Raw genomic sequence first — 21,833 nt, forward strand, 5'->3', positions numbered from 1 at the left:
ATAAATGGAGATGGATAAAATAACTATTCCGCAATTGGTATCCCGGCGTATCCTTATATTGGATGGGGCAATGGGTACCATGATTCAGCAATACAACTTAAAAGAAGAAGATTTTCGCGGCGAGCGTTTCGCGCATATTCCCGGGCAGTTGAAAGGGAATAATGATTTGCTTTGTCTTACTCGTCCGGATGTGATTCAGGATATTCATCGTAAATATCTTGAAGCCGGGGCCGATATTATTGAAACAAATACTTTCAGTTCGACCACAGTCTCTATGGCCGATTATCATGTAGAGCAGTATGTACGTGAAATAAATTTGGCAGCTGTAAAACTGGCCCGTGAGGTGGCTGATGAGTATACGGCTAAAAATCCGCAAAAGCCTCGTTTTGTCGCTGGTTCTGTGGGACCTACCAATAAGACTTGTTCTATGAGCCCGGATGTGAATAATCCGGCTTTCCGCGCTTTGAGTTACGATGAATTGGCCGATGCCTACCAGCAACAGATGGAAGCTATGCTCGAAGGTGGAGTGGATGCGATTCTGATTGAAACGATTTTCGACACGTTGAATGCTAAAGCGGCTGTTTATGCAGCCGAACAAGCTATAAAGATAACAGGGGTCGAAGTACCCATAATGCTTTCTGTTACTGTTTCCGATACAGGTGGACGTACGCTTTCCGGTCAGACGCTGGATGCTTTTTTAGCTTCTGTGCAACATGCCAATATTTTCTCTGTCGGATTAAATTGTTCGTTTGGTGCGAGGCAGTTGAAACCTTTCCTTGAACAACTGGCTGCCCGTGCTCCTTATTATATCAGTGCTTATCCGAATGCCGGACTTCCCAATAGTTTGGGGCAGTATGACCAGAGCCCGGCTGATATGGCCCATGAAGTCAAAGAATATATCCATGAAGGTTTGATTAATATCATTGGTGGCTGTTGTGGCACTACCGATGCATACATTGCCGAATATCCGGCTTTAATAGAAGGGGCTCGCCCACATGTGCCGGTTCGGAAACCGGATTGTCTTTGGCTTTCTGGGCTTGAACTTCTGGAAGTAAAGCCCGAGATAAATTTTGTGAATATCGGCGAACGTTGTAATGTGGCCGGTTCGCGTAAATTTCTGCGTCTGATTAATGAGAAGAAGTATGACGAAGCACTTTCCATTGCCCGTCAGCAAGTGGAAGACGGTGCGCTGATTATCGATGTGAATATGGATGACGGTTTGCTGGATGCTCGTCAGGAAATGACTACTTTCCTCAATCTGATAGCTTCCGAACCGGAGATAGCCCGTGTTCCTGTGATGATCGACTCTTCTAAATGGGAAGTTATTGAAGCCGGTTTGAAATGCCTTCAAGGTAAATCGGTGGTAAACTCTATCTCTTTGAAAGAAGGTGAGGAGAAATTTCTGGAACATGCCCGTATTATCAGGCAATATGGTGCTGCTGCCGTAGTGATGGCATTTGATGAAAAAGGTCAGGCAGATACTGCTGCCCGTAAGATAGAGGTCTGCGAACGGGCTTATCGGCTATTGGTGGATAAAGTCGGTTTTAATCCGCAGGATATTATTTTTGATCCGAATGTTTTGGCTGTAGCTACCGGTATCGAAGAGCATAATAATTATGCAGTCGATTTTATCAATGCGACGGGCTGGATACGGAAGAATCTCCCCGGTGCGCATGTGAGTGGCGGTGTTAGTAATCTCTCGTTCTCTTTCCGAGGGAATAATTATATTCGTGAAGCAATGCACGCCGTGTTCCTTTATCATGCTATCCAGCAGGGAATGGATATGGGAATTGTCAATCCGGCTACTTCTGTTCTGTATACGGATATTCCTGCTGATGTGCTCGAAAAGATAGAGGATGTCGTTCTTAACCGTCGTCCGGATGCTGCCGAGCGTTTGATCGAACTTGCCGAAGCATTGAAGGCCGGTAGCACGGACGCACAGTTGTCGACTTCCAACTCTCAATTGTCCGTTCATCAGGCTTGGCGCGACGGAACAGTACAAGAACGCTTGCAACATGCATTGATCAAAGGGATAGGTGATTTTCTGGAAGAGGATCTTGCGGAAGCATTACCGTTGTATGAAAAGGCGGTCGATGTGATAGAGGGCCCTTTAATGGATGGGATGAATCATGTAGGCGAGTTGTTCGGAGCGGGGAAAATGTTTTTACCTCAGGTTGTGAAAACGGCGCGTACGATGAAAAAAGCAGTGGCTATTTTACAGCCGATTATTGAATCGGAGAAACAGGAAGGAGCTTCCTCTGCCGGTAAGGTGTTGCTGGCTACTGTAAAAGGAGACGTGCACGACATCGGTAAGAACATAGTATCTGTGGTGATGGCTTGTAACGGTTATGATATTGTAGATTTAGGAGTAATGGTGCCCGCCGAAACCATTGTACAGCATGCTATTGAGGAAAAAGTAGATATGATTGGCCTGAGTGGGTTGATCACTCCCTCTTTGGAAGAAATGGTTCACGTGGCTATGGAATTGGAAAAGGCCGGTTTGGATATTCCTTTGTTAATAGGTGGTGCTACGACTTCAAAGATGCATACCGCTTTGAAGATTGCTCCTGTTTATCATGCTCCGGTCGTTCATTTGAAAGACGCTTCTCAAAATGCCGGTGTAGCGGCGCGTCTGCTTAATCCGAAAACAAAGGAAGAGTTGGCGATAGAACTGACGAAAGAATATGAAGAATTGCGTGATAAGAGTGGAATGATGCGTCGTGAAACAGTGTCGCTCGAGGAAGCGCAAAAGAATAAACTGAATCTGTTTTAATTGATATAAGTATGAAAAAGATCTGTTTCTTATTATTGCCGGTGGCGGTTCTGTTGGCAAGTGTCATCTCTTGTTCTTCTGCTCCGCAAAACTCGGAGTCTGCTTCTGCTAACGCTGCTTTGGATAATATTTTTGCGCGTAAGAGTGTGCGTACTTATTTGAATAAAGGAGTTGAAAAGGAAAAGATCGACTTGATGCTCCGCGCCGGTATGGCTGCCCCTTCTGGTAAAGATCTGCGTCCTTGGGAGTTCTATGTTATAACCGAACGTGCTTCTCTCGATTCTATGGCTGCGGCTTTGCCCTATGCTAAGATGCTTACTGAGGCCCGTTATGCCATTGTGGTTTGCGGTGATTCCACCCGTTCTTCTTATTGGTATCTGGATTGTTCGGCTGCCGCGCAGAATATTCTTTTAGCTGCTGAAAGTTTGGGGTTGGGTGCTGTGTGGACTGCGGCATATCCTTATGAAGACCGTATGGAGGTAGTGCGCAAGTATATTGCTCTTCCCGAGAATATTCTTCCGCTTTGTGTCATTCCTTTCGGATATCCTGCGGTGCAGCAGCAACCGAAACAAAAGTATGATGAAAAGAAAATACACTATCAATAAATTTCACCTAAAGGAAAGATATAAAGAGGTGGCTGTTTGCTGACCTTAAGAACATTTTCCATTTTGGAAATACGAATAGATATTTTACCTATGTTTTTCTACCTGTCGGTTACGAGTGTCAGCGCACAAGAAACACTGACACTTGAGAACTGTCTTGAGATGGGTATAGAAAATAATCCGTCTTTATAGAGTAAGCGCAATGAGATACAGAAAGGCAGATATGGCATTTCTGAAAACTGCGCTAAGCTACTTCCACAAATTAACGGTTTTGCCAATTACAATGACAATATCGATCCCTCCGTATCCGTAACCGACGGTTCTGCTTACGGTACGCCTTACAACGTAACCCATACTTTGCGGTATGGTCCAATGTAGGGTTACAGTTGCAGATGTCACTTTATAACCAGACTCTTTATATTACTTCATCCTGCAAATTTGTAAAATGTATTATCTGGGTCAAGTTACTGCAGCTTCTTGGATTAACATATCGGATATGCTCCGTCTACAACCGAAAACTGATGAATCTGAAAACCTCTGTCGGACATAAGTATGAGATATTTATCAGGCTGATTCAACTGATATCCGAAAAAGCATTTCGCTACTTAAAAACACTCAAAAAAGCATTCAAGAAATTTCTGATTTTTTTAACTTTCCGAATGCTTCTTATTTTGGCACATTTTTCAAAAAACAGACAGGACAGTCACCACAGCAATACCGCAAGGGATAGTTTTTTGAACGGTTATTCTTTTATTTTCTTTTTATACGATTCGTATCTTGATATGATATCTCTTACGAAATTATATGTTTCTATTCCACGGAAATATCCGTTTTTACAGACCGGGTCGGTGAAATATTCTTCATTGCTTTTCAGCAGGATGTAGTTTTCGACGTTGTTGTTCCAGGTGTTTTTGTCTTTTCCGTACTTGTCGGCCAAGGCAATGGCATCGTAGATATGCCCTAAACCGGCGTTATAGGACGCCAGGATAAATTTGATACGTTCTTCTTTATCGGGAACCGCGCTGAGGCTTCTGTCTGTTAGTTTGATGTATTTTACTGCTGCTTTGATGCTCTCTTCCGGATTTTGTTCTTTACCGGGTGGCACTCCCATAGCCCGTGCTGTTTGCGGCATTAACTGCATCAATCCTCTGGCTCCTGCCCAAGATACGGCTGTCGTATCGAAATTCGATTCCGTATAGGCTAATGAGGCCAGTAAACGCCAGTCCCAGTCAATCTCTTTGGAGTACTTCTTAAATAAATTGTCGTAATGGGAAATTTTTCCTTCACGGAGCGAGAGGATGGGGGAGTGGGGAACCGATTTGCTGATTTCAAAGTATCGTTTCGTGCTCGCCGTATAAGCTGGTGAGGTCATATTCTCTTCGTGCCATTTATCTGCTGCTGCCGCCAGTTGCGGGCAATCTTTGCGTACAGCCCATGATGCTCGCTGGTCGAAGCTGATGGAAAGCTTGATATTGAGATTGGGATAGTAAGTGGTGTTCAGCCTGGCCAGGTCGTTATCAGCTACCGTATAAGGTATTTTCCCTTGTGCTACTTGTGTGATCAGATCCTCCGCCGTGATGCTGTCGCCCGTCACTTTGTGTATTTGTATGCCGCCTCCCAATTCATTGTTCAGATTGACAAGCCGGTCGTAATATTTACCGGGCTTTACATATACTTCTTTGCCGATGAGTTCTGTGACGTCTGTTATCGGTTTTGTTTTGCCATTGTTCCGTTGTACGATTACCTGATGTGTAATCACTTCCTCTCCACAATAAATGAGGCTGTCTTTCCATTCTTTGGTGATGGGCAGGTTATAGGCAATCAGATCTCCTTCACCGGATAATAGTTTTTGGATCAGTTCAGACACGTTCCGTGCTACTTCAACACGCAGTTTAACTCCTAAGCTTTTGGCAAATTGCTCGCTTAATTCATATTGGAATCCCATTTCCTGTCCACGGTAAATAAAATAAGTAGTCGAACTGTATAACGTTAGTACCACCAGCTCTCCACTGTCTTTAATCTGGGTCAAATCATAGGCTCCTGTCTCTTCTGCCGGATGATGTCTGTGTTTACAGGCCAATACGGAGAAAAGAATAATGAAAAAGACGGGCAGTATAGAGCGCCGGGCCGTCATGTCTATCCTAAGTGTTTCTTGATATACATGGTCAGGATATCGATTGCCACTTCATTGTTGCCTCCTTCGGGTACGATGAGGTCGGCATATCTTTTACAAGGTTCGATGAATTGCTGATGCATCGGTTTCAATACACGTGTATAACGTTCCATCACGGCTTCAGCCGTCCGTCCGCGTTCCACCACATCCCGTTGAATGACGCGTATCAGGCGTTCATCCGGATCGGCATCTACAAATATTTTGAGGTCCATCATATTGCGTAGTTTTTTATCGCAAAGGGCAAGAATTCCTTCGATGATAACTACTTCACGCGGTTCGATATGGATTGTTTCCGGCTGACGGGTACAAGTGAGGTATGAATAGGTAGGTTGCTCGATGCTCTTGCCTTCTTTCAGCATCGAGACATGCTTCGAGAGCAGGCTCCATTCAAAAGCGTCCGGATGGTCGAAATTGATATTTTGGCGCTCTTCCACAGGTACATGACTACTATCTTTATAATACGAATCCTGGGGGAGCAGTACTACTTCACCGGCAGGGAGACTTTCAATTATTTTCCGTACGACGGTGGTCTTTCCTGAGCCCGTTCCGCCTGCTATTCCTATTATTAACATCTGTTGATAGTGTATATTTGAAACAAATAGAGTAATTTTGCATTGAAATAAATGCAGCTTCGGCTGACAAATATATAAACAATAAATTAAAATAGCAACGTTATGGTAAAACACATTGTATTATTTAAGTTAAAGGATGAAGTTCCGGAAACTGATAAACTTGTTGTAATGAATAAATTTAAAGAAGCGATAGAGGCTCTGCCTGCAAAAATATCCGTTATTCGTAAGATTGAAGTGGGACTGAATATGAACCCGGGAGAATCTTGGCATATTGCATTGTATAGTGAATTTGACAACCTGGATGATGTAAAATTCTATGCCACTCATCCCGATCATGTGGCTGCCGGTAAGATTATTGCCGAAGCAAAGGAAAGCCGTTCGTGCGTAGACTATGAAATAGTTTAATGAACCGGATCGCTTTTCCGACTGTTATAATAAGAAAAACGAATAGAGAATGAGAAAAGTATGTTCTTTTTTGTTGCTGATGTTCGTCGTTTTGGCGGCTCATGCGCAGATCCAAGATCCCGTAAAGTTTAAGACAGAACTGAAAACCCTGTCTGATACGGAGGGAGAGATTATTTTTACCGGTACTATCGATAGGGGATGGCATGTCTATTCCACTGATTTAGGAGATGGTGGCCCTATTTCTGCTACATTTAATGTGGATAAGATGACCGGTGCAGAGCTTGTAGGCAAGTTGAAACCTGTGGGGAAGGAAGTTTCGACATTCGATAAGCTCTTTGAAATGAAAGTCCGTTATTTTGAAAATACCGCGCAATTTGTTCAAAAGATAAAGTTTACCGCCGGTACTTACGATATGGACGGATATCTGGAGTATGGAGCTTGTGACGATGAAAGTTGCCTTCCGCCTACTCAGGTTCCATTTCACTTTTCCGGTAAGGCCGAAGGTGATTTTTCTAAAGAAGCTGTAGCCGCTCCACAGTCCGGGACTCAGCCTGCACCGCAACAAGCTACTGTGAAAACCGTTACGGATACTGCTTCTGTTGCAACCATCGGTGGGGCGGACGGAACAACCGGAATAAATGTTTCCGATGGAGAAATCGACCTTTGGAAACCGGTAATCAACGAGCTACAGAGTTTAGGTGAAGAGCATTCCCAAGATGATATGTCCTGGATTTATATTTTTATTACCGGATTTTTAGGGGGATTGCTTGCTTTGTTCACTCCTTGTGTATGGCCTATTATTCCCATGACTGTGAGTTTCTTTTTGAAACGCAGTAAAGACAAGAAAAAAGGCATCCGTGATGCATGGACATATGGGGCATCCATTGTTGTTATTTATGTGACTTTGGGATTGGCCATTACAGCTATTTTTGGAGCGAGTGCATTGAATGCCTTGTCTACCAATGCTGTGTTCAACATCCTTTTCTGTCTGATGTTGATTGTTTTTGCAGCTTCTTTCTTTGGTGCTTTCGAGATAACTTTACCCTCCAAATGGAGCAATGCGGTGGATAGTAAAGCGGAGTCGACCGGTGGTTTGATAAGCATCTTCCTGATGGCATTTACGCTCTCTTTGGTCTCTTTTTCTTGTACCGGTCCGATTATCGGTTTCCTGTTGGTACAGGTTTCTACCACGGGTAGTGTTGTTGCTCCTGCCATCGGTATGTTGGGGTTTGCCATTGCTTTGGCGTTGCCGTTTACTTTGTTTGCTTTGTTCCCGTCTTGGTTGAAGTCTATGCCGAAGTCAGGAGGATGGATGAATGTGATTAAGGTTACTCTCGGTTTCCTTGAACTGGCCTTCGCTTTGAAATTCTTGTCGGTTGCCGATCTTGCTTATGGTTGGAGAATTCTTGATCGTGAAACGTTTTTAGCTTTATGGATTGTGATCTTTGCACTGCTCGGTTTCTATCTGTTAGGGAAAATCAAGTTTCCTCATGATGATGATAGTAATAAGATAGGTGTGACGCGTTTCTTCATGGCATTGGTTTCGCTTGCATTTGCGGTTTATATGGTTCCCGGCTTGTGGGGAGCGCCATTGAAAGCTGTCAGTGCATTTGCGCCGCCTATGAAGACACAGGATTTTAATCTATACACCAATGAGGTACATGCCAAGTTTGATGATTATGATTTGGGAATGGAATATGCAAGATTGCATAATAAACCTGTCATGCTCGATTTTACCGGTTATGGATGCGTAAATTGCCGTAAGATGGAACTTGCCGTATGGACGGATCCTACGGTTAGCAAAATAATCAATGACGACTATGTGCTGATTACCCTGTATGTTGATAATAAAACTCCTCTTACCAAGCCGGTAAAGATTGTGGAAAATGGAACTGAGCGTACTTTACGTACGGTAGGTGATAAGTGGAGTTATCTGCAACGTGTCAAGTTCGGTGCCAATGCCCAGCCGTTTTATGTTCTTCTGGATAACGAAGGAAAACCTCTGAATAAGTCTTATGCCTATAACGAGGATATTCCTAAATATATCGAATTCTTGAGAACCGGTTTGGAAAATTATCGTAAATAACCGACCGATACCCCAATACGTTAATGTGCCAATTGTTGCGCTATGTTTTACGCATCAATTGGCACATTGGCATATTATCCTGTCATTATTTATCTCATTGGCACTTCCATCAATAAAAGAGTAGTCTCTTTAGTAATCTTTATCTGGAATTCTTTGGTGTCCCAAATTCCGATACCGTCACGTTTTGACAGGTGATCGCCGTCTACTTCTATTTCACCTTCAATGACAAACATATATACTCCGTTTCCTTCTTGATGCATTTTGTAATCAATCGTTTGTCCGGCATCGAAGCTACCCATTGAAAACCAGGCGTCTTGTTTGATAGATGCCGGAGTTTCACCGTTGGGAGAAATGATCACTGCCAATTTGTTTTTCTTCAGTAGCGGGCGTATATCGAAATTATTATACTCGGGTTTAGTGTTTTCCACTCTTGGAAATACCCAGATTTGCAAAAACTCCAATTGTTCTTTATCGCTTCCGTTGTATTCACTGTGAAAAATACCGCTTCCGGTACTCATAACCTGAATATCTCCCGGAGTGATCGTTTTAGTGTTTTGCACGCTGTCACCATGTCTTAGATAACCCTTTAGAGGGATGGATATTACCTCCATATTTTTGTGCGGATGAGTATCGAATCCCATAGACGGATCGACACTGTCGTCATTTAACACTCGTAAAGCACCAAAATGTATTCTTTCGGGATTATAATAATTAGCGAAACTGAATGTATGGTGGGTTTTTAACCAACCGTGGTTGAAATAACCTCTTGAAGCAGCTTTATCTATTACTTTTTTCATATTAATTCCTTTCTTTAAATAGTTTATACTAATAACAAATAAAGTAAGGATAAAGTTTTTACAAGTAAACTGATGATTTCTCTTTTGGAGAAGACAGACAACTAATCGCATGTATTTCAGAATGATTTCAAAATTATTGCCATATCTTTGCATAATTATGAAGATAAATTAAGATGGTGAATAAGAAAATAGCAAAAAAAGGAAGTTGGATCATATTTCTATTGTGTTGTATCTTCGGAGAATTGCATGCACAAGATGATTTTACTACCTGGACGAGTCTGAAAATCGTTCATCGTCCTGTGTCCGGACTTACGGTAGCCGGAAAGTTCGAATTGCGTACAAAAGATTCTATGAAGTCATTTGACCGTTGGGGATTTGCTGCGGAAGCTAACTATCAGATATTCTCTTTTTTGAAAGCAGAAGCCGGTTATGAAATTCATCATCGGGACAGAGGAAATGAAGGATGGAAATTCAGACATCGATATCGTGTAGGAGCAACAGGAAGTGTAAAATGGCAACATTTCAATTTTTCACTTCGCGAGCGTTTTCAACAGACTTTTTCCAATGGGAACGTTGAAAGTCGTTTGCGCTCAAGGCTGAAAGCAGGCTATAGTCCGCAAAGAGGGATCGTTTCTCCTTATTTTTCTATCGAACTGTATCAGGCAATTGGGGATGCTGCCTTTTGGGATGTGGCACGCATGCGCTATAGGCCCGGTGTGGAGATTGATATTACTGACAGATGGTCACTGGATGTGTTTTATTGCTATCAGTATGAGCCGGATAAAAAGAAGCATATTGCAGGCGTGGAGTGTAGTTTTACATTCTGATAATATACTTTTAATACGGACGATAGTACTGTTTTCAAGATAATCGTTTATATTTGTGACTCTTCAATGCCGTTTTGAGTGGCGGACTTTATATAAATGATACAATATGAAAAATCAAATATGCTCATGTAAGAGGGCCTTTCTCCTCTTGTTTCTTCTACTTTTGGGGATGCCTTCTTTTGCACAAGTGCAACAAGAAGTACCTCTTTTTAAATCTACCCGTACCTTTGTGCATAAAGCAGTCTGGAAAGATACGGTATGGACTCCCGGTGCTATTGTCGATCAGATTTACTTTGCCCGATACGATAAACAGGGACGAATATCGGTGGAGAATTTATTAAATCCGGACGGTAGTGCCAAAACAAAACTGATCTTTGTATATGATAAAAACAACCGGATAAGAGAAGAGATAACCGTTTCGGTAAAACAACAAGGAATTCAGCGGATTTATCGGTACAGTTATGACGAACAGGGACGGGTAGATGGTAAGACGGTATTGGATGCTGACCGGAATATCGTTCTGAAAGATACAATTATAATGATGAATATGGCAATTGGAAGACAAGGGTGAAGTTCATAAACGACGTTCCGGTGCTGTATGAAGAACGTGAATATGTATATTATAAATAAAAAAACAGGGATATGAAAAAGATTATCAACCCGTGGAAGGGTTTGGAAGGTTATAATTGCTTCGGTTGTGCTCCTAACAATGAAGCAGGTGTTAAGATGGAATTTTATGAAGATGGAGATGAGGTAGTAAGTATTTGGAAGCCACGTCCGGAATATCAGGGCTGGATAGATACGCTGCATGGAGGTATCCAGTCGGTATTATTGGATGAGATTTGCGCTTGGGTGATTCTTCGGAAACTGCAAACTACCGGGGTGACTTCTAAAATGGAGACACGCTATCGCAAGTCGATCAGTACAAAAGACTCCCATGTGGTATTGCGGGCCTCTATTCGTGAGATAAAGCGCAACATTGTTTTGGTAGATGCAAAACTTTACAATGAAGCCGGTGAGCTTTGTACGGAAGCGCTTTGTACGTATTTCACGTTCTCTCAGGAGAAGTCGAAAAACGAGATGCACTTTTTGGCGTGCGATGTAGAACCGGAAGAGATTCTTCCTTTAATTTGAAATTAAAATCGAACTTTTTGTGATAAATGTTTGGTGGTTTGAATGGAATGCTATACTTTTGTCGCTGTAAAGAATGAAAATATGAAATATACAACTACACATCATCATCATCATTTTTCGATCGAATAACTCGGTGGGCGTGTATGATATTGTGTATATATGATATAGAAAACGAGGCTTGCCGGTGAGGTAAGCCTTTTTTTATTATCGTGAATAGAAGTTCTTTTCAATCGTGAATAGTAATCGTTAAATAGTAAATGAAATTATGTGTTTATTAAGAATCGCAGTACAGGCCAAAGGGCGTTTGTTTGAAGAAACGATGGCACTTTTGGAAGAATCAGATATTAAATTGAGTACGACTAAACGTACGTTGTTGGTACAGTCGTCTAATTTTCCCGTAGAAGTGTTGTTCTTGAGGGATGACGATATTCCTCAGTCGGTAGCTACCGGTGTGGCTGATTTGGGAATTGTGGGAGAGAATGAGTTTGTTGAAAAAGGGGAAGACGCAGAAGTCATCAAACGTCTCGGATTCAGTAAATGCCGTTTGTCGCTGGCAATGCCGAAGGATGTCGATTATCCCGGTGTGGAATGGTTTAATGGCAAGAAGATTGCAACCTCTTATCCTGTGATTCTGGAGAATTACATGAAAACGAAAGGGGTGAATGCGGAAGTACATGTCATTACCGGTTCGGTAGAGGTGGCTCCGGGTATCGGGTTGGCTGATGCTATTTTTGATATTGTCAGCTCCGGTTCTACTTTGGTCAGCAATCGCTTGAAAGAGGTGGAAGTGGTGATGAAATCGGAAGCGCTGTTGATAGGTAATAAGAATATGTGCGATGAGAAAAAGGAAATTCTGAACGAGCTGTTGTTCCGTATGAATGCTGTGAAAACGGCGGAAGATAAGAAATATGTATTGATGAATGCCCCGAAAGATAAATTGGAGGAGATCGTGGCGGTGCTTCCAGGAATGAAAAGTCCGACAGTAATGCCGTTGGCACAAGAAGGTTGGTGCTCGGTACATACGGTGCTCGACGAGAAACGTTTTTGGGAGATCATCGGAAAACTGAAGGCACTGGGGGCTGAGGGGATATTGGTGTTGCCGATAGAGAAAATGATATTGTGATGTACTTTTCTTTTGTCTTGATACAAAAGAAAAGATACCAAAAGAAAAAATCAAGGCTGCATTTTCTCTCCTACTCACTTCCTCCGTTTCGCTAAAGGGGCTCGAACTCGCTTCGCTCAGACAATCGCCCCTTTCTGACGCTCCACTGCGGGCGTTCGCTTGACGGAGAGAAAATGAGGCGCCTACCGTAACGGCAGAGCCGGATGGGAGTTGGGGAGTAAGTGGTTGGGAAGTTGGCTGTTTCTGGGAATTGGTAGTTTGGAAGTTTCGCTTTCCATCCGAATGGTTCCCCCGGCCTCATTTCCTTCGCGTCAAACGGAACGTAGGTAAAAAGCGTAAGAAGGGGCGATTGTCTGAGCGTAGCGAGTTCGAGCCCCTTTAGCTTTTTACCGCAGTGCAGTAGCGTAGGAAATGCAGCCTTGATTTTTTCTTTGGTTCTTTCTTTTGTATCAAGACAAAAGAAAGAATAATATAATAATAAGATGAAAGTAATAAAATATCCTTCAAAAGAGAAGTGGGCGGAGATATTGAGACGTCCCGCGCTCAATACGGAAAGTCTGTTTGATACTGTACGTGGCATTATCGACCGCGTGCGGACAGAGGGCGATAAGGCGGTGATAGAGTATGAAGCCACTTTCGATAAGGCGGAGTTGACATCACTTGCGGTGACGAATGAAGAATTGGAAGAAGGGGTGGCTTTGGTTAGTGAAGAATTGAAAGCCGCCATCTCTTTGGCAAAGCAGAATATTGAACGTTTTCATGCGGCACAAAAGTTCGTAGGTAAGAAAGTAGAGACAATGCCGGGCGTGACTTGTTGGCAAAAGGCGGTAGGTATTGAGAAAGTGGGATTGTATATTCCGGGAGGAACGGCTCCTTTGTTTTCTACCGTATTGATGCTGGCAGTTCCGGCTAAGATTGCCGGTTGCAAAGACATTATTCTTTGTACACCTCCCGATAGCAAAGGAAAAATACATCCGGCTATCCTTTTTGCTGCACGGTTGGCGGGAGTGGATAGAATATTCAAAGCCGGTGGTGTGCAGGCTATTGCAGCTATGGCTTATGGAACGGAAAGTATACCGAAAGTTTATAAGATTTTCGGACCGGGAAATCAGTATGTGACTGCTGCCAAACAGTTGGTCAGCCTGCGTGATGTCGCTATCGATATGCCTGCCGGGCCTTCGGAAGTAGAGGTGCTGGCTGATGATTCGGCAAATCCGGTATTTGTGGCTGCGGATCTACTTTCGCAGGCAGAACATGGAGTTGATAGCCAGGCAATATTGATTACGACTTCTGAGCGACTGCAGGCTGCCGTAGTGGAGGAAGTGGAAAGGCAATTGGCCGAATTGCCTCGTCGTGAAATCGCAGAGAAGTCACTTGCTAACAGTAAATTGATTCTGGTCAATGACATGGATGAAGCGGTAGAGCTGACCAATGAATATGCTCCGGAGCATTTAATCGTAGAGACATCAGACTATATGGAAGTGGCGGAACGCGTAGTGAATGCCGGTTCTGTCTTTTTAGGATCGTTCTCTCCGGAGAGCGCAGGGGATTATGCATCAGGAACCAATCACACGCTGCCTACTAATGGTTATGCAAAGGCATATAGCGGTGTAAGTCTGGATAGTTTTATCCGTAAGATCACTTTTCAGGAAATTTGTTCTGATGGTATGAAAGCTATCGGTCCGGCTATCGAAACGATGGCTGCCAATGAGCAGTTGGATGCTCATAAGAATGCCGTAACCGTCCGTCTGAGAAATATTAATCATAAATCATAAACATTCACATGAAAACCTTGCAAGAACTAACCCGCACCAATATTTGGAAGCTGAAGCCTTATTCTTCGGCACGGGATGAATATAAGGGGGCTGCTGCTTCCGTATTTCTGGACGCTAATGAGAATCCGTATAATCTTCCACACAACCGGTATCCCGATCCGTTGCAGTGTGATTTGAAAAAAGAGCTGGCCAGGATCAAAAAAGTCGATTCCGAACAGATCTTTTTGGGAAATGGCAGTGATGAGGCTATCGATCTTGTTTTTCGTGCTTTCTGTGAACCGGGTGAAGACAATGTGGTAGCTATCGATCCCACTTATGGCATGTATCAGGTTTGTGCAGATGTGAATAATGTGGAGTACCGGAAAGTTCTGCTTGATGAGGATTTTCAATTCTCTGCCGATAAATTGCTGGCAGCAACCGATGAACATACCAAATTGATTTTTCTCTGTTCTCCTAATAATCCGACAGGCAATGATTTGCTGCGTACGGAGATCGAAAAGGTTTTGAACCGCTTTGAAGGGTTGGTAGTTCTTGACGAGGCTTATAATGATTTCTCTGAGGCTCCTTCTTTCCTTGCCAATCTGAAGGAATATCCTAACTTGGTGGTGCTCCAGACTTTCTCCAAAGCATGGGGGTGTGCAGCTATCCGCTTGGGGATGGCTTTTGCTTCCGTCGATATTATTAATATCCTGAATAAAATCAAGTATCCGTATAACGTGAATGACTTGACCCAGAAACAGGGGATACAGATGTTACATAAACACGATGAGATAGAACGTTGGGTGAAAATGTTGAAGGAGGAACGGGAGTATTTGGAAGACGCTTTTACCGGCTTGCCTTGTGTCTTAAAAGTGTTTCCTTCGGATGCCAACTTTTTCTTGGCACGCGTGACGGATGCTGTAAAAATTTACAATTATCTGGTAGGCGAGGGAATCATTGTCCGTAATCGCCATAATATCTCGCTTTGCTGTAATTGCCTTCGTGTAACTGTTGGTACGCGTATGGAGAACGACAAATTGCTGGAAGCGTTGAAAAGAATGGGGCCTCTCCCCAGCCCTCTCCGTAGGAGAGGGAGCTAAGTTAGTTTTGTAACTAATTAATAAACAAGAGTGTTGGTTTTGTATCTAATTATAAACAGGAGTATTTGTATTCCCTCTCCTACGGAGAGGGTTGGGGAGAGGCCCCCATTTCTAAATAATTATTAATCATGAAGAAGAAAATATTGTTTATCGACCGGGATGGCACTTTGGTTATAGAACCACCTGTGGATTACCAACTCGATTCATTGGAAAAATTGGAGTTCTATCCGAAGGTGTTTCGTAATTTAGGTTTTATCCGTAGTAAGCTTGACTTCGAGTTTGTAATGGTCACTAATCAGGACGGATTGGGAACAGATTCTTTTCCAGAGGAAACTTTCTGGCCGGCACATAATCTTATGTTAAAGACGTTGGCCGGTGAAGGAATAACATTCGATGAGATCCTGATAGACCGCAGCTTTCCCGAAGATAATGCACCGACCCGTAAACCCCGTACCGGAATGTTGACGAAATATATCGATCACCCGGACTATGATCTGGCGGGTAGTTTTGTTATCGGTGATCGTCCTACGGATGTAGAACTGGCTAAAAATTTAGGTTGCCGGGCCATCTATCTGCAAGACTCTACCGAACTGTTGGAAGAAAAAGGTCTTGAATCGGTTTGTGCTTTAGCTACTACCGATTGGGATAAGATTGCCGAATATCTTTTTGCCGGTGAACGTAAAGCGGAAGTGAAACGTACAACGAAAGAAACCGATATTTTTGTTGCTTTAAATCTCGATGGCAATGGGGTTTGTGATATTTCTACAGGGCTTGGCTTTTTTGATCATATGCTCGAACAGATAGGAAAGCATTCCGGAATGGATCTGACTATCAAAGTGAAAGGCGATCTTGAAGTGGACGAACATCATACCATTGAAGATACTGCTATTGCTTTAGGCGAATGCATTTATCAGGCTTTGGGGAGTAAGCGGGGGATTGAGCGATACGGTTACGCTCTCCCTATGGATGATTGTCTTTGTCAGGTGTGCCTTGACTTCGGTGGGCGTCCCTGGTTAGTATGGGATGCAGAATTCAAACGTGAGAAAATAGGAGAGATGCCTACGGAAATGTTTTTGCACTTTTTCAAATCGTTGAGCGATGCCGCAAAAATGAATTTGAATATAAAAGCGGAAGGACAGAATGAGCATCATAAAATTGAAGGCATCTTCAAAGCATTAGCCCGTGCATTGAAGATGGCGCTGAAGCGGGATATCTATCACTTTGAATTACCATCCAGCAAAGGGGTGCTTTGATTCTGTTATCGGACTTGTTTCATCGGATTGAAACAGTTTGTTTCATCCTATTGGAACTACCCGTTTCCATTATATGGAACCATGAGTTTCATCCTATTGAAACCAATCGTTTCAATAGGATGAATTCTTTTTATAACCTAAATCAGTTGTCTTTTCCCGTTGTTATTCCTATATAAGTAGTCATTGTAAGTATTGAAGATATTCTTCCTGCTTATAGGTTCTCTATTTCTTTAAGCCATGTAGCGGAACTTGCATCACTGGGCATCCTCCAGTCACCTCGCGGGCTGATAGAGATACTGCCCACTTTGGGGCCGTCGGGCAGGCAGGAACGTTTGAATTGCTGATTGAAGAAACGACGGAAGAAAGTGGAAAGCCACTTCTTGATTGTTTCTTCGTCATAAATATCTTTGAATGCTATATTTGCCAAATAATATATCTTGGATGGCCGGAATCCGAAGCGCATAAAATAGTAGAGGAAGAAATCGTGCAATTCATAAGGACCTACCAGATCCTCTGTTTTTTGTTGTATCTCTCCATTTTCATCTGCAGGGATCAGTTCCGGACTGATAGGTGTCTCTACGATATCGAGCAAGGTGATACGTGACTCTTCATCTATGTCATTCTCCGCCACCCATTTTACCAGATATTTCACTAATGTTTTTGGGACACTGCCATTGACACCGTACATTGACATGTGGTCGCCATTGTAGGTAGCCCATCCTAATACCAGTTCCGACAAATCACCGGTTCCGATTACCATTCCCCATGTTTGGTTGGCTATATCCATTAATATTTGCGTGCGTTCACGTGCCTGGGAGTTTTCATAAGTTACATCATGTATGTTTATATCGTGATTTATATCTTTGAAGTGCTGTATACATGCTTCCTTGATACTGATCTCCCGAATCGTAATTCCTAAGGATTTCATTAACGAAAGCGCATTATGATAAGTCCGGTCGGTGGTACCGAATCCCGGCATAGTGACTCCGATAATGTTTTTGCGAGGCAGTTCCAATTTATCGAAAGTTCTCACGCAGACAAGCAAGGCAAGCGTAGAATCCAATCCTCCCGAAATACCGATCACGGCAGTCTTGGCTCCTGTGTGAACCAGGCGTTGTGCCAGTCCGGCTACCTGTATGGAAAACACCTCTTCACAACGTTCGTTCAACGTTTCTCCCTGCGGGACAAACGGGTGCATATCGAAAGTACGTGTCAGATTCAATTCTTTGCTGTTTACGAATTCCGTTGTGATACGCAGTGGCTTCTTGTCGGAAGGGACAGTGCCTTTACTTGCGGCAAATGTCGTATTGATACGACGTTCAGCACGTAAACGTTCTACATCTATTTCGCTGATTACCAATTGCTCTTCGAGACTAAAACGCTTATTATGAGCCAACTCGCTGCCATTCTCGTAGATAAGACCGTTCCCGGCAAAAACGACATCAGTGGTCGATTCTCCGAATCCGCAGGAAGAGAAGACATACCCTGCAATGCACCGTGCCGACTGCTGGCTGATGAGCGAGCGGAGATAACTATGTTTACCAATACCTTCGTTATCGGCAGAAAGGTTGAACAGGATTTCCGCACCTTGGAGCGCTAACGTTGAGCTGGGAGGAATGGTAGACCACAGATCTTCGCAGATTTCAATACCGAAAGTGGTATCGGAAGTTTCAAAGAGCAGATTAGTTCCCATCGGTACTATCTGTCCGCACAGGCGTACGTTGTCTTCTGCCACTTGTAGGGCGGAAGTAAACCAGCGTTGTTCATAAAATTCTTTATAGTTCGGAAGATAAGTTTTGGGGACTACTCCCAAGATTTTCCCTTTCTGAATGACTACGGCTGCATTGATAACGGTAGAATTTACCGCTATCGGCATTCCCAAGATAGAGATAATGTCCAGTTGGCGGGTATTATTCAGTATTTGCATCAGCCCCATTTCGGCCTCTTCCAATAAAAGTTGCTGCCCGAACAAATCACCGCAAGTATAGGCTGTGATACACATTTCAGGGAATGTGATAATCTGTACTCCTTTACCGTCTGCAATGGCAATTAAGCTTTCCAATTGTCCGGCGTTGTATTTACAGTCTGCTATTTTCACCCGGGGTACTGCTGCCGCTACTTTTACAAATCCGTAGTTCATAATGAGTAATTCTTTAATTTGTCAATATGCCAATGGGGCTCTTTACCATGTATAGCATGCTTCTTTTGACATATGAACGATGATAATAATCTTATTTTGTTGCAAAAGTAGGAAATAGTTTTGAGAAAATCGTGCGATAAATACTAAATAGCTTTCTTATATATATGAATGTATATCTTTAATAAGATTAACTGCCAGATTCTGCCTGTTTACTGCCATATTCTGATGATCCGGATAATTTGTCGCATGTTTTTTGTGAAATTTATCTTTGAATTGTTTGCGGTAACAAAAGAAATCTTTATCTTTGCATCAGATTTAAAATTGTACTGATTACAATTTTGGAAAGGGGAAATGATGAAATCATATGATCGGTTATTAAAATACAGTATAAAACCTTCTATGCAGCGTATTGCTATTATGGAGTATTTGATGGAGCATCGTACGCATCCATCGGCCGATGAAATATATACGGCATTATCTCCTTCGATGCCAACACTCTCGAAAACAACCGTTTATAATACACTGAAATTGTTTTCAGAGCAAGGTGCTGCTTTGATGCTTACGATTGACGATCGGAATGCCAACTTCGATGCAGATACTTCACAACATGCACATTTCTTGTGTAAAGAGTGTGGGAAAATTTATGATCTGGCTTTTCCGGGAGAGGTGAGAGAGGTGGAAGAAACTCAAATAGATGGGCACGAAGTGAAAGAAATACATTATTATTATAAGGGTGTTTGTAAGAATTGTTTAAGAAAAGATACGTATTGACTAATTAATTAAAATTAAAGACAAAATGAAAAAATTTAGATGTACTGTCTGCGGTTACGTTTATGAAGGTGACGCAGCTCCTGAGAAATGTCCTTTGTGTAAAGCTCCTGCAAGCAAGTTCGTAGAAGTTGTTGAATCTGAAGGTGGTGCTCTTACTTTTGTTGACGAACATGTAATCGGTGTTGCCAAAGGTTGTGACGAAGAGATGATCAAGGATTTGAATAACCATTTCATGGGTGAGTGTACAGAAGTTGGTATGTACTTGGCAATGAGCCGTCAGGCTGATCGCGAAGGATATCCGGAAGTAGCTGAAGCTTTCAAGCGTTATGCTTGGGAAGAAGCAGAGCACGCTTCTAAATTTGCAGAATTGTTGGGTGACTGCGTATGGGATACTAAAACTAACCTTGAAAAGAGAATGAATGCCGAAGCCGGTGCTTGCGAAGACAAAAAACGTATCGCTACACGTGCTAAAGCATTGAACCTGGATGCTATTCATGATACGGTTCATGAAATGTGTAAGGACGAAGCCCGTCACGGTAAAGGTTTCGAGGGACTTTACAACCGTTATTTCGGAAAGAAATAATCAGTATAATTCGTAAATGGATGAAAGGCTTGTATCTTCAGAAAGGTACAGGCCTTTTTTTATTAAACTTTCTTATAGGATGCAAGGAATCAATAAGATACGGTTATATTTGTGCATCAATTTTAATTTCACAGATTATGAGAAAAGTACAATTGTTATTATTGTGTCTATTGGTTTCGGTAGCTGCTTTTGCTGCTGAGAAAGTAATCAAACTGCCCAAACCCAACATGAACCGTTCGGGATCGGTGATGAATGCATTGTCTGAACGTCATTCTACTCGTGAATATGCTGCCAAAGCATTGACTTCTGCCGATTTATCGGATTTGTTATGGGCTGCCAATGGTGTAAATCGCCCGGCGGATGGGAAACGTACGGCACCGTCGGCGATGAACAAGCAGGATGTAGATGTTTACGTCGTGTTGCCGCAGGGTACTTATTTGTATGATGCCAAAGCGCATCAGTTGAACTTGGTTGCCGAGGGTGATCATCGTGATGCCGTAGCAGGTGGGCAGGCTTTTGTAAAAACAGCACCGGTGTCTCTGTTACTGGTCAGTGATTTGTCACGTCTGGGCGATGCAAAGAATACCCATACTCAATTGATGGGGGCGGTGGATGCCGGTATCGTTTCACAGAATATTTCTATTTTCTGTGCCGCAGCTAATCTGGCGACTGTACCGCGTGCTTCGATGGATACTGCAAAACTGAAAAGTGTACTGAAATTGAAAGAGAGCCAATTGGCGTTGATGAATCATCCGGTGGGATATTATAAATAATGGATTAATGATAAGTGATTAGTGCCTTGCGGATTACAGCGCAACTTGCTAATCACTTATCATTAACCCACTATTTTACTGCTATTTTAATAGAAATTCGTCTATCGCTTTTTGGTAGGTGGCTTTATCTGCCGCACCACGGAAAAGCTGAGGCTCTCCGTTCATGGGGATAAATACGAAAAGAGGGATGCTTGTTGCATTGAACAAAGCTGCCAATTCTTTTTCTTTATCTACATTTACTTTATAAATTACAATTTTTCCGTCGTATTCTTTGGCCAACGACTTCATGATGGGAGCTGTCATGCGGCAAGGACCGCACCAGTCGGCGTAGAGGTCGATAATAGCAGGTTTGTCACCTTTGTATTTCCATTCTTCACTTTTTTCGTAGTCGAATACATCTTTGATGAACATTTCTTTATTCATCACAATGACTTCACCACTTTTTACCTCTTTTTTACTTTGTTGATCTACATTTATTCTGTTTTCGTCATTGAAAGCGTAAACGATGACGCCAATCATGACGAAAGCTACCATAGCTAATACTTTCTTCATTCTTAATTTTTATGTGAATACTGTTCTATTACTCCTGTCAGTTCGCTGGCATGTATCATTCCGGAGTGACGCCATACCGATTCTCCGTTACTGAATAATATAAATGTAGGTACGGCTTGTATCTTAAATCTGGCTGCCAGTTGTTCGTGCTGGTCTACGTCAATTTTAACAATGCGTGCTGTATCTCCTACTTTAGATTTTACTTCTTCGAGTATAGGCTTCATTGCCTTACAAGGACCGCACCATTCTGCGAAGAAATCTACCAATACGGGAACCGGTGACTGTATTAATTCATCAAATTTTTCCATGATTTTTCCTTTCTTAAAATGAATTACCAGCCTTTTCAGGCTGCGAATATAATTACTATTTTTAAATATATAACGCCGGAATGCGGTTTTTGTTCATAAAATAGTAA

General features: G+C 42.6%; 20 protein-coding genes and 2 pseudogenes. 16 read left to right on the forward strand and 6 right to left on the reverse strand.

All coding sequences use genetic code 11. The features are described 5' to 3' along the window. Positions 1–10: 10 nt before the first annotated feature. The 4 genes and pseudogenes from metH to RB604_RS11940 form a co-directional block, all read left to right on the forward strand. Positions 11–2,773: a methionine synthase gene (metH, locus tag RB604_RS11925; RefSeq protein ID WP_085930801.1), complete on the forward strand. Its 2,763-nt coding sequence runs from the start codon at positions 11–13 to the stop codon at positions 2,771–2,773. An 11-nt stretch (positions 2,774–2,784) separates the two neighbouring features. Next, a complete protein-coding gene (locus tag RB604_RS11930) occupies positions 2,785–3,378 on the forward strand; it encodes a nitroreductase family protein (protein WP_007480409.1) in 594 nt (197 codons plus the stop codon). A 90-nt stretch (positions 3,379–3,468) separates the two neighbouring features. Then, a pseudogene (locus RB604_RS11935) lies at positions 3,469–3,847 on the forward strand (TolC family protein); the annotation flags it as partial. After that, a pseudogene (locus RB604_RS11940) lies at positions 3,843–4,105 on the forward strand (helix-turn-helix domain-containing protein); the annotation flags it as partial. The pseudogenes RB604_RS11935 and RB604_RS11940, both read left to right, overlap by 5 nt. 12 nt (positions 4,106–4,117) lie before the next feature. On the opposite strand, the gene RB604_RS11945 reads toward RB604_RS11940, so the two are convergent. Continuing rightward, positions 4,118–5,509, reverse strand: a complete 1,392-nt coding sequence (locus RB604_RS11945; RefSeq protein ID WP_007480410.1) for an MltF family protein — start codon at positions 5,507–5,509, stop codon at positions 4,118–4,120. 2 nt (positions 5,510–5,511) lie between these two features. Then, complete coding sequence (gene udk, locus RB604_RS11950; RefSeq protein WP_005923864.1) at positions 5,512–6,120, reverse strand: uridine kinase; 609 nt, start codon at positions 6,118–6,120, stop codon at positions 5,512–5,514. Between the two features lie 102 nt (positions 6,121–6,222). On the opposite strand from udk, the gene RB604_RS11955 reads away from it, so the two are divergent. Continuing rightward, positions 6,223–6,525 carry a Dabb family protein gene (locus RB604_RS11955; protein ID WP_005923862.1) on the forward strand — a complete coding sequence of 101 codons (303 nt, stop codon included), beginning with the start codon at positions 6,223–6,225 and terminating at the stop codon, positions 6,523–6,525. 49 nt (positions 6,526–6,574) lie between these two features. Then, on the forward strand, positions 6,575–8,611 hold the full coding sequence (locus RB604_RS11960) for a protein-disulfide reductase DsbD family protein (RefSeq protein WP_007480411.1): 2,037 nt from the start codon (positions 6,575–6,577) through the stop codon (positions 8,609–8,611). A gap of 89 nt (positions 8,612–8,700) precedes the next feature. On the opposite strand, the gene RB604_RS11965 is transcribed toward RB604_RS11960, so the two are convergent. After that, a complete protein-coding gene (locus RB604_RS11965; RefSeq protein ID WP_025819386.1) occupies positions 8,701–9,408 on the reverse strand; it encodes a pirin family protein in 708 nt (235 codons plus the stop codon). Between the two features lie 173 nt (positions 9,409–9,581). On the opposite strand from RB604_RS11965, the gene RB604_RS11970 reads away from it, so the two are divergent. The 7 genes from RB604_RS11970 to hisB all read left to right on the forward strand — a co-directional run bounded on the left by RB604_RS11970 (position 9,582) and on the right by hisB (position 16,599). Next, positions 9,582–10,235 carry a DUF2490 domain-containing protein gene (locus RB604_RS11970; RefSeq protein ID WP_007480413.1) on the forward strand — a complete coding sequence of 218 codons (654 nt, stop codon included), beginning with the start codon at positions 9,582–9,584 and terminating at the stop codon, positions 10,233–10,235. 106 nt (positions 10,236–10,341) lie between these two features. Continuing rightward, positions 10,342–10,806, forward strand: coding sequence for a hypothetical protein (locus RB604_RS11975; RefSeq protein WP_129648579.1), 465 nt, complete (start codon positions 10,342–10,344; stop codon positions 10,804–10,806). 71 nt (positions 10,807–10,877) lie between these two features. Further along, entirely contained in the window at positions 10,878–11,369 is a 492-nt protein-coding gene (locus tag RB604_RS11980; protein ID WP_005923846.1) for a PaaI family thioesterase, read from the forward strand. 265 nt (positions 11,370–11,634) lie between these two features. After that, entirely contained in the window at positions 11,635–12,492 is an 858-nt protein-coding gene (gene hisG / locus RB604_RS11985) for an ATP phosphoribosyltransferase (RefSeq protein WP_005923844.1), read from the forward strand. Positions 12,493–12,974: 482 nt separating this feature from the next. Next, positions 12,975–14,267 (forward strand): histidinol dehydrogenase, encoded by a 1,293-nt coding sequence (hisD, locus tag RB604_RS11990; protein ID WP_007480415.1) that lies wholly within the window; start codon positions 12,975–12,977, stop codon positions 14,265–14,267. Positions 14,268–14,275: 8 nt separating this feature from the next. Beyond that, on the forward strand, positions 14,276–15,346 hold the full coding sequence (hisC, locus tag RB604_RS11995; protein ID WP_055295487.1) for a histidinol-phosphate transaminase: 1,071 nt from the start codon (positions 14,276–14,278) through the stop codon (positions 15,344–15,346). A 128-nt stretch (positions 15,347–15,474) separates the two neighbouring features. Further along, positions 15,475–16,599, forward strand: a complete 1,125-nt coding sequence (gene hisB / locus RB604_RS12000; protein WP_007480417.1) for a bifunctional histidinol-phosphatase/imidazoleglycerol-phosphate dehydratase HisB — start codon at positions 15,475–15,477, stop codon at positions 16,597–16,599. A gap of 211 nt (positions 16,600–16,810) precedes the next feature. On the opposite strand, the gene RB604_RS12005 is transcribed toward hisB, so the two are convergent. Next, positions 16,811–18,739 (reverse strand): NAD(+) synthase, encoded by a 1,929-nt coding sequence (locus tag RB604_RS12005; protein ID WP_007480418.1) that lies wholly within the window; start codon positions 18,737–18,739, stop codon positions 16,811–16,813. A gap of 354 nt (positions 18,740–19,093) precedes the next feature. On the opposite strand from RB604_RS12005, the gene RB604_RS12010 reads away from it, so the two are divergent. The 3 genes from RB604_RS12010 (at position 19,094) to RB604_RS12020 (ending at position 20,866) form a co-directional block, all read left to right on the forward strand. Further along, positions 19,094–19,510, forward strand: coding sequence for a Fur family transcriptional regulator (locus RB604_RS12010; RefSeq protein WP_044093968.1), 417 nt, complete (start codon positions 19,094–19,096; stop codon positions 19,508–19,510). Between the two features lie 25 nt (positions 19,511–19,535). After that, positions 19,536–20,093, forward strand: coding sequence for an NADH peroxidase (locus tag RB604_RS12015; protein WP_005923828.1), 558 nt, complete (start codon positions 19,536–19,538; stop codon positions 20,091–20,093). Positions 20,094–20,230: 137 nt separating this feature from the next. Continuing rightward, positions 20,231–20,866 (forward strand): SagB/ThcOx family dehydrogenase, encoded by a 636-nt coding sequence (locus tag RB604_RS12020; protein ID WP_005923826.1) that lies wholly within the window; start codon positions 20,231–20,233, stop codon positions 20,864–20,866. Positions 20,867–20,947: 81 nt separating this feature from the next. Here the strand turns inward: RB604_RS12020 and RB604_RS12025 are convergent, their stop codons facing one another. Then, positions 20,948–21,418 carry a thioredoxin family protein gene (locus tag RB604_RS12025; RefSeq protein WP_055295489.1) on the reverse strand — a complete coding sequence of 157 codons (471 nt, stop codon included), beginning with the start codon at positions 21,416–21,418 and terminating at the stop codon, positions 20,948–20,950. Positions 21,419–21,420: 2 nt separating this feature from the next. Then, complete coding sequence (gene trxA / locus RB604_RS12030) at positions 21,421–21,726, reverse strand: thioredoxin (RefSeq protein WP_005923822.1); 306 nt, start codon at positions 21,724–21,726, stop codon at positions 21,421–21,423. Between the last annotated feature and the right edge of the window lie 107 nt (positions 21,727–21,833).

Source organism: Bacteroides salyersiae, from assembly GCF_031172035.1.
GTDB classification, from domain to species: Bacteria; Bacteroidota; Bacteroidia; order Bacteroidales; family Bacteroidaceae; genus Bacteroides; species Bacteroides salyersiae.

What these genes read in the sequence shown, in the direction of transcription:
- metH (WP_085930801.1), top strand. Translation starts at nt 11, where the DNA reads ATGGATAAAATAACTATTCCGCAATTGGTATCCCGGCGTATCCTTATA.
- RB604_RS11930 (WP_007480409.1), top strand. Translation starts at nt 2,785, where the DNA reads ATGAAAAAGATCTGTTTCTTATTATTGCCGGTGGCGGTTCTGTTGGCA.
- RB604_RS11945 (WP_007480410.1), bottom strand. Translation starts at nt 5,509, where the DNA reads ATGACGGCCCGGCGCTCTATACTGCCCGTCTTTTTCATTATTCTTTTC.
- udk (WP_005923864.1), bottom strand. Translation starts at nt 6,120, where the DNA reads ATGTTAATAATAGGAATAGCAGGCGGAACGGGCTCAGGAAAGACCACC.
- RB604_RS11955 (WP_005923862.1), top strand. Translation starts at nt 6,223, where the DNA reads ATGGTAAAACACATTGTATTATTTAAGTTAAAGGATGAAGTTCCGGAA.
- RB604_RS11960 (WP_007480411.1), top strand. Translation starts at nt 6,575, where the DNA reads ATGAGAAAAGTATGTTCTTTTTTGTTGCTGATGTTCGTCGTTTTGGCG.
- RB604_RS11965 (WP_025819386.1), bottom strand. Translation starts at nt 9,408, where the DNA reads ATGAAAAAAGTAATAGATAAAGCTGCTTCAAGAGGTTATTTCAACCAC.
- RB604_RS11970 (WP_007480413.1), top strand. Translation starts at nt 9,582, where the DNA reads ATGGTGAATAAGAAAATAGCAAAAAAAGGAAGTTGGATCATATTTCTA.
- RB604_RS11975 (WP_129648579.1), top strand. Translation starts at nt 10,342, where the DNA reads ATGAAAAATCAAATATGCTCATGTAAGAGGGCCTTTCTCCTCTTGTTT.
- RB604_RS11980 (WP_005923846.1), top strand. Translation starts at nt 10,878, where the DNA reads ATGAAAAAGATTATCAACCCGTGGAAGGGTTTGGAAGGTTATAATTGC.
- hisG (WP_005923844.1), top strand. Translation starts at nt 11,635, where the DNA reads ATGTGTTTATTAAGAATCGCAGTACAGGCCAAAGGGCGTTTGTTTGAA.
- hisD (WP_007480415.1), top strand. Translation starts at nt 12,975, where the DNA reads ATGAAAGTAATAAAATATCCTTCAAAAGAGAAGTGGGCGGAGATATTG.
- hisC (WP_055295487.1), top strand. Translation starts at nt 14,276, where the DNA reads ATGAAAACCTTGCAAGAACTAACCCGCACCAATATTTGGAAGCTGAAG.
- hisB (WP_007480417.1), top strand. Translation starts at nt 15,475, where the DNA reads ATGAAGAAGAAAATATTGTTTATCGACCGGGATGGCACTTTGGTTATA.
- RB604_RS12005 (WP_007480418.1), bottom strand. Translation starts at nt 18,739, where the DNA reads ATGAACTACGGATTTGTAAAAGTAGCGGCAGCAGTACCCCGGGTGAAA.
- RB604_RS12010 (WP_044093968.1), top strand. Translation starts at nt 19,094, where the DNA reads ATGAAATCATATGATCGGTTATTAAAATACAGTATAAAACCTTCTATG.
- RB604_RS12015 (WP_005923828.1), top strand. Translation starts at nt 19,536, where the DNA reads ATGAAAAAATTTAGATGTACTGTCTGCGGTTACGTTTATGAAGGTGAC.
- RB604_RS12020 (WP_005923826.1), top strand. Translation starts at nt 20,231, where the DNA reads ATGAGAAAAGTACAATTGTTATTATTGTGTCTATTGGTTTCGGTAGCT.
- RB604_RS12025 (WP_055295489.1), bottom strand. Translation starts at nt 21,418, where the DNA reads ATGAAGAAAGTATTAGCTATGGTAGCTTTCGTCATGATTGGCGTCATC.
- trxA (WP_005923822.1), bottom strand. Translation starts at nt 21,726, where the DNA reads ATGGAAAAATTTGATGAATTAATACAGTCACCGGTTCCCGTATTGGTA.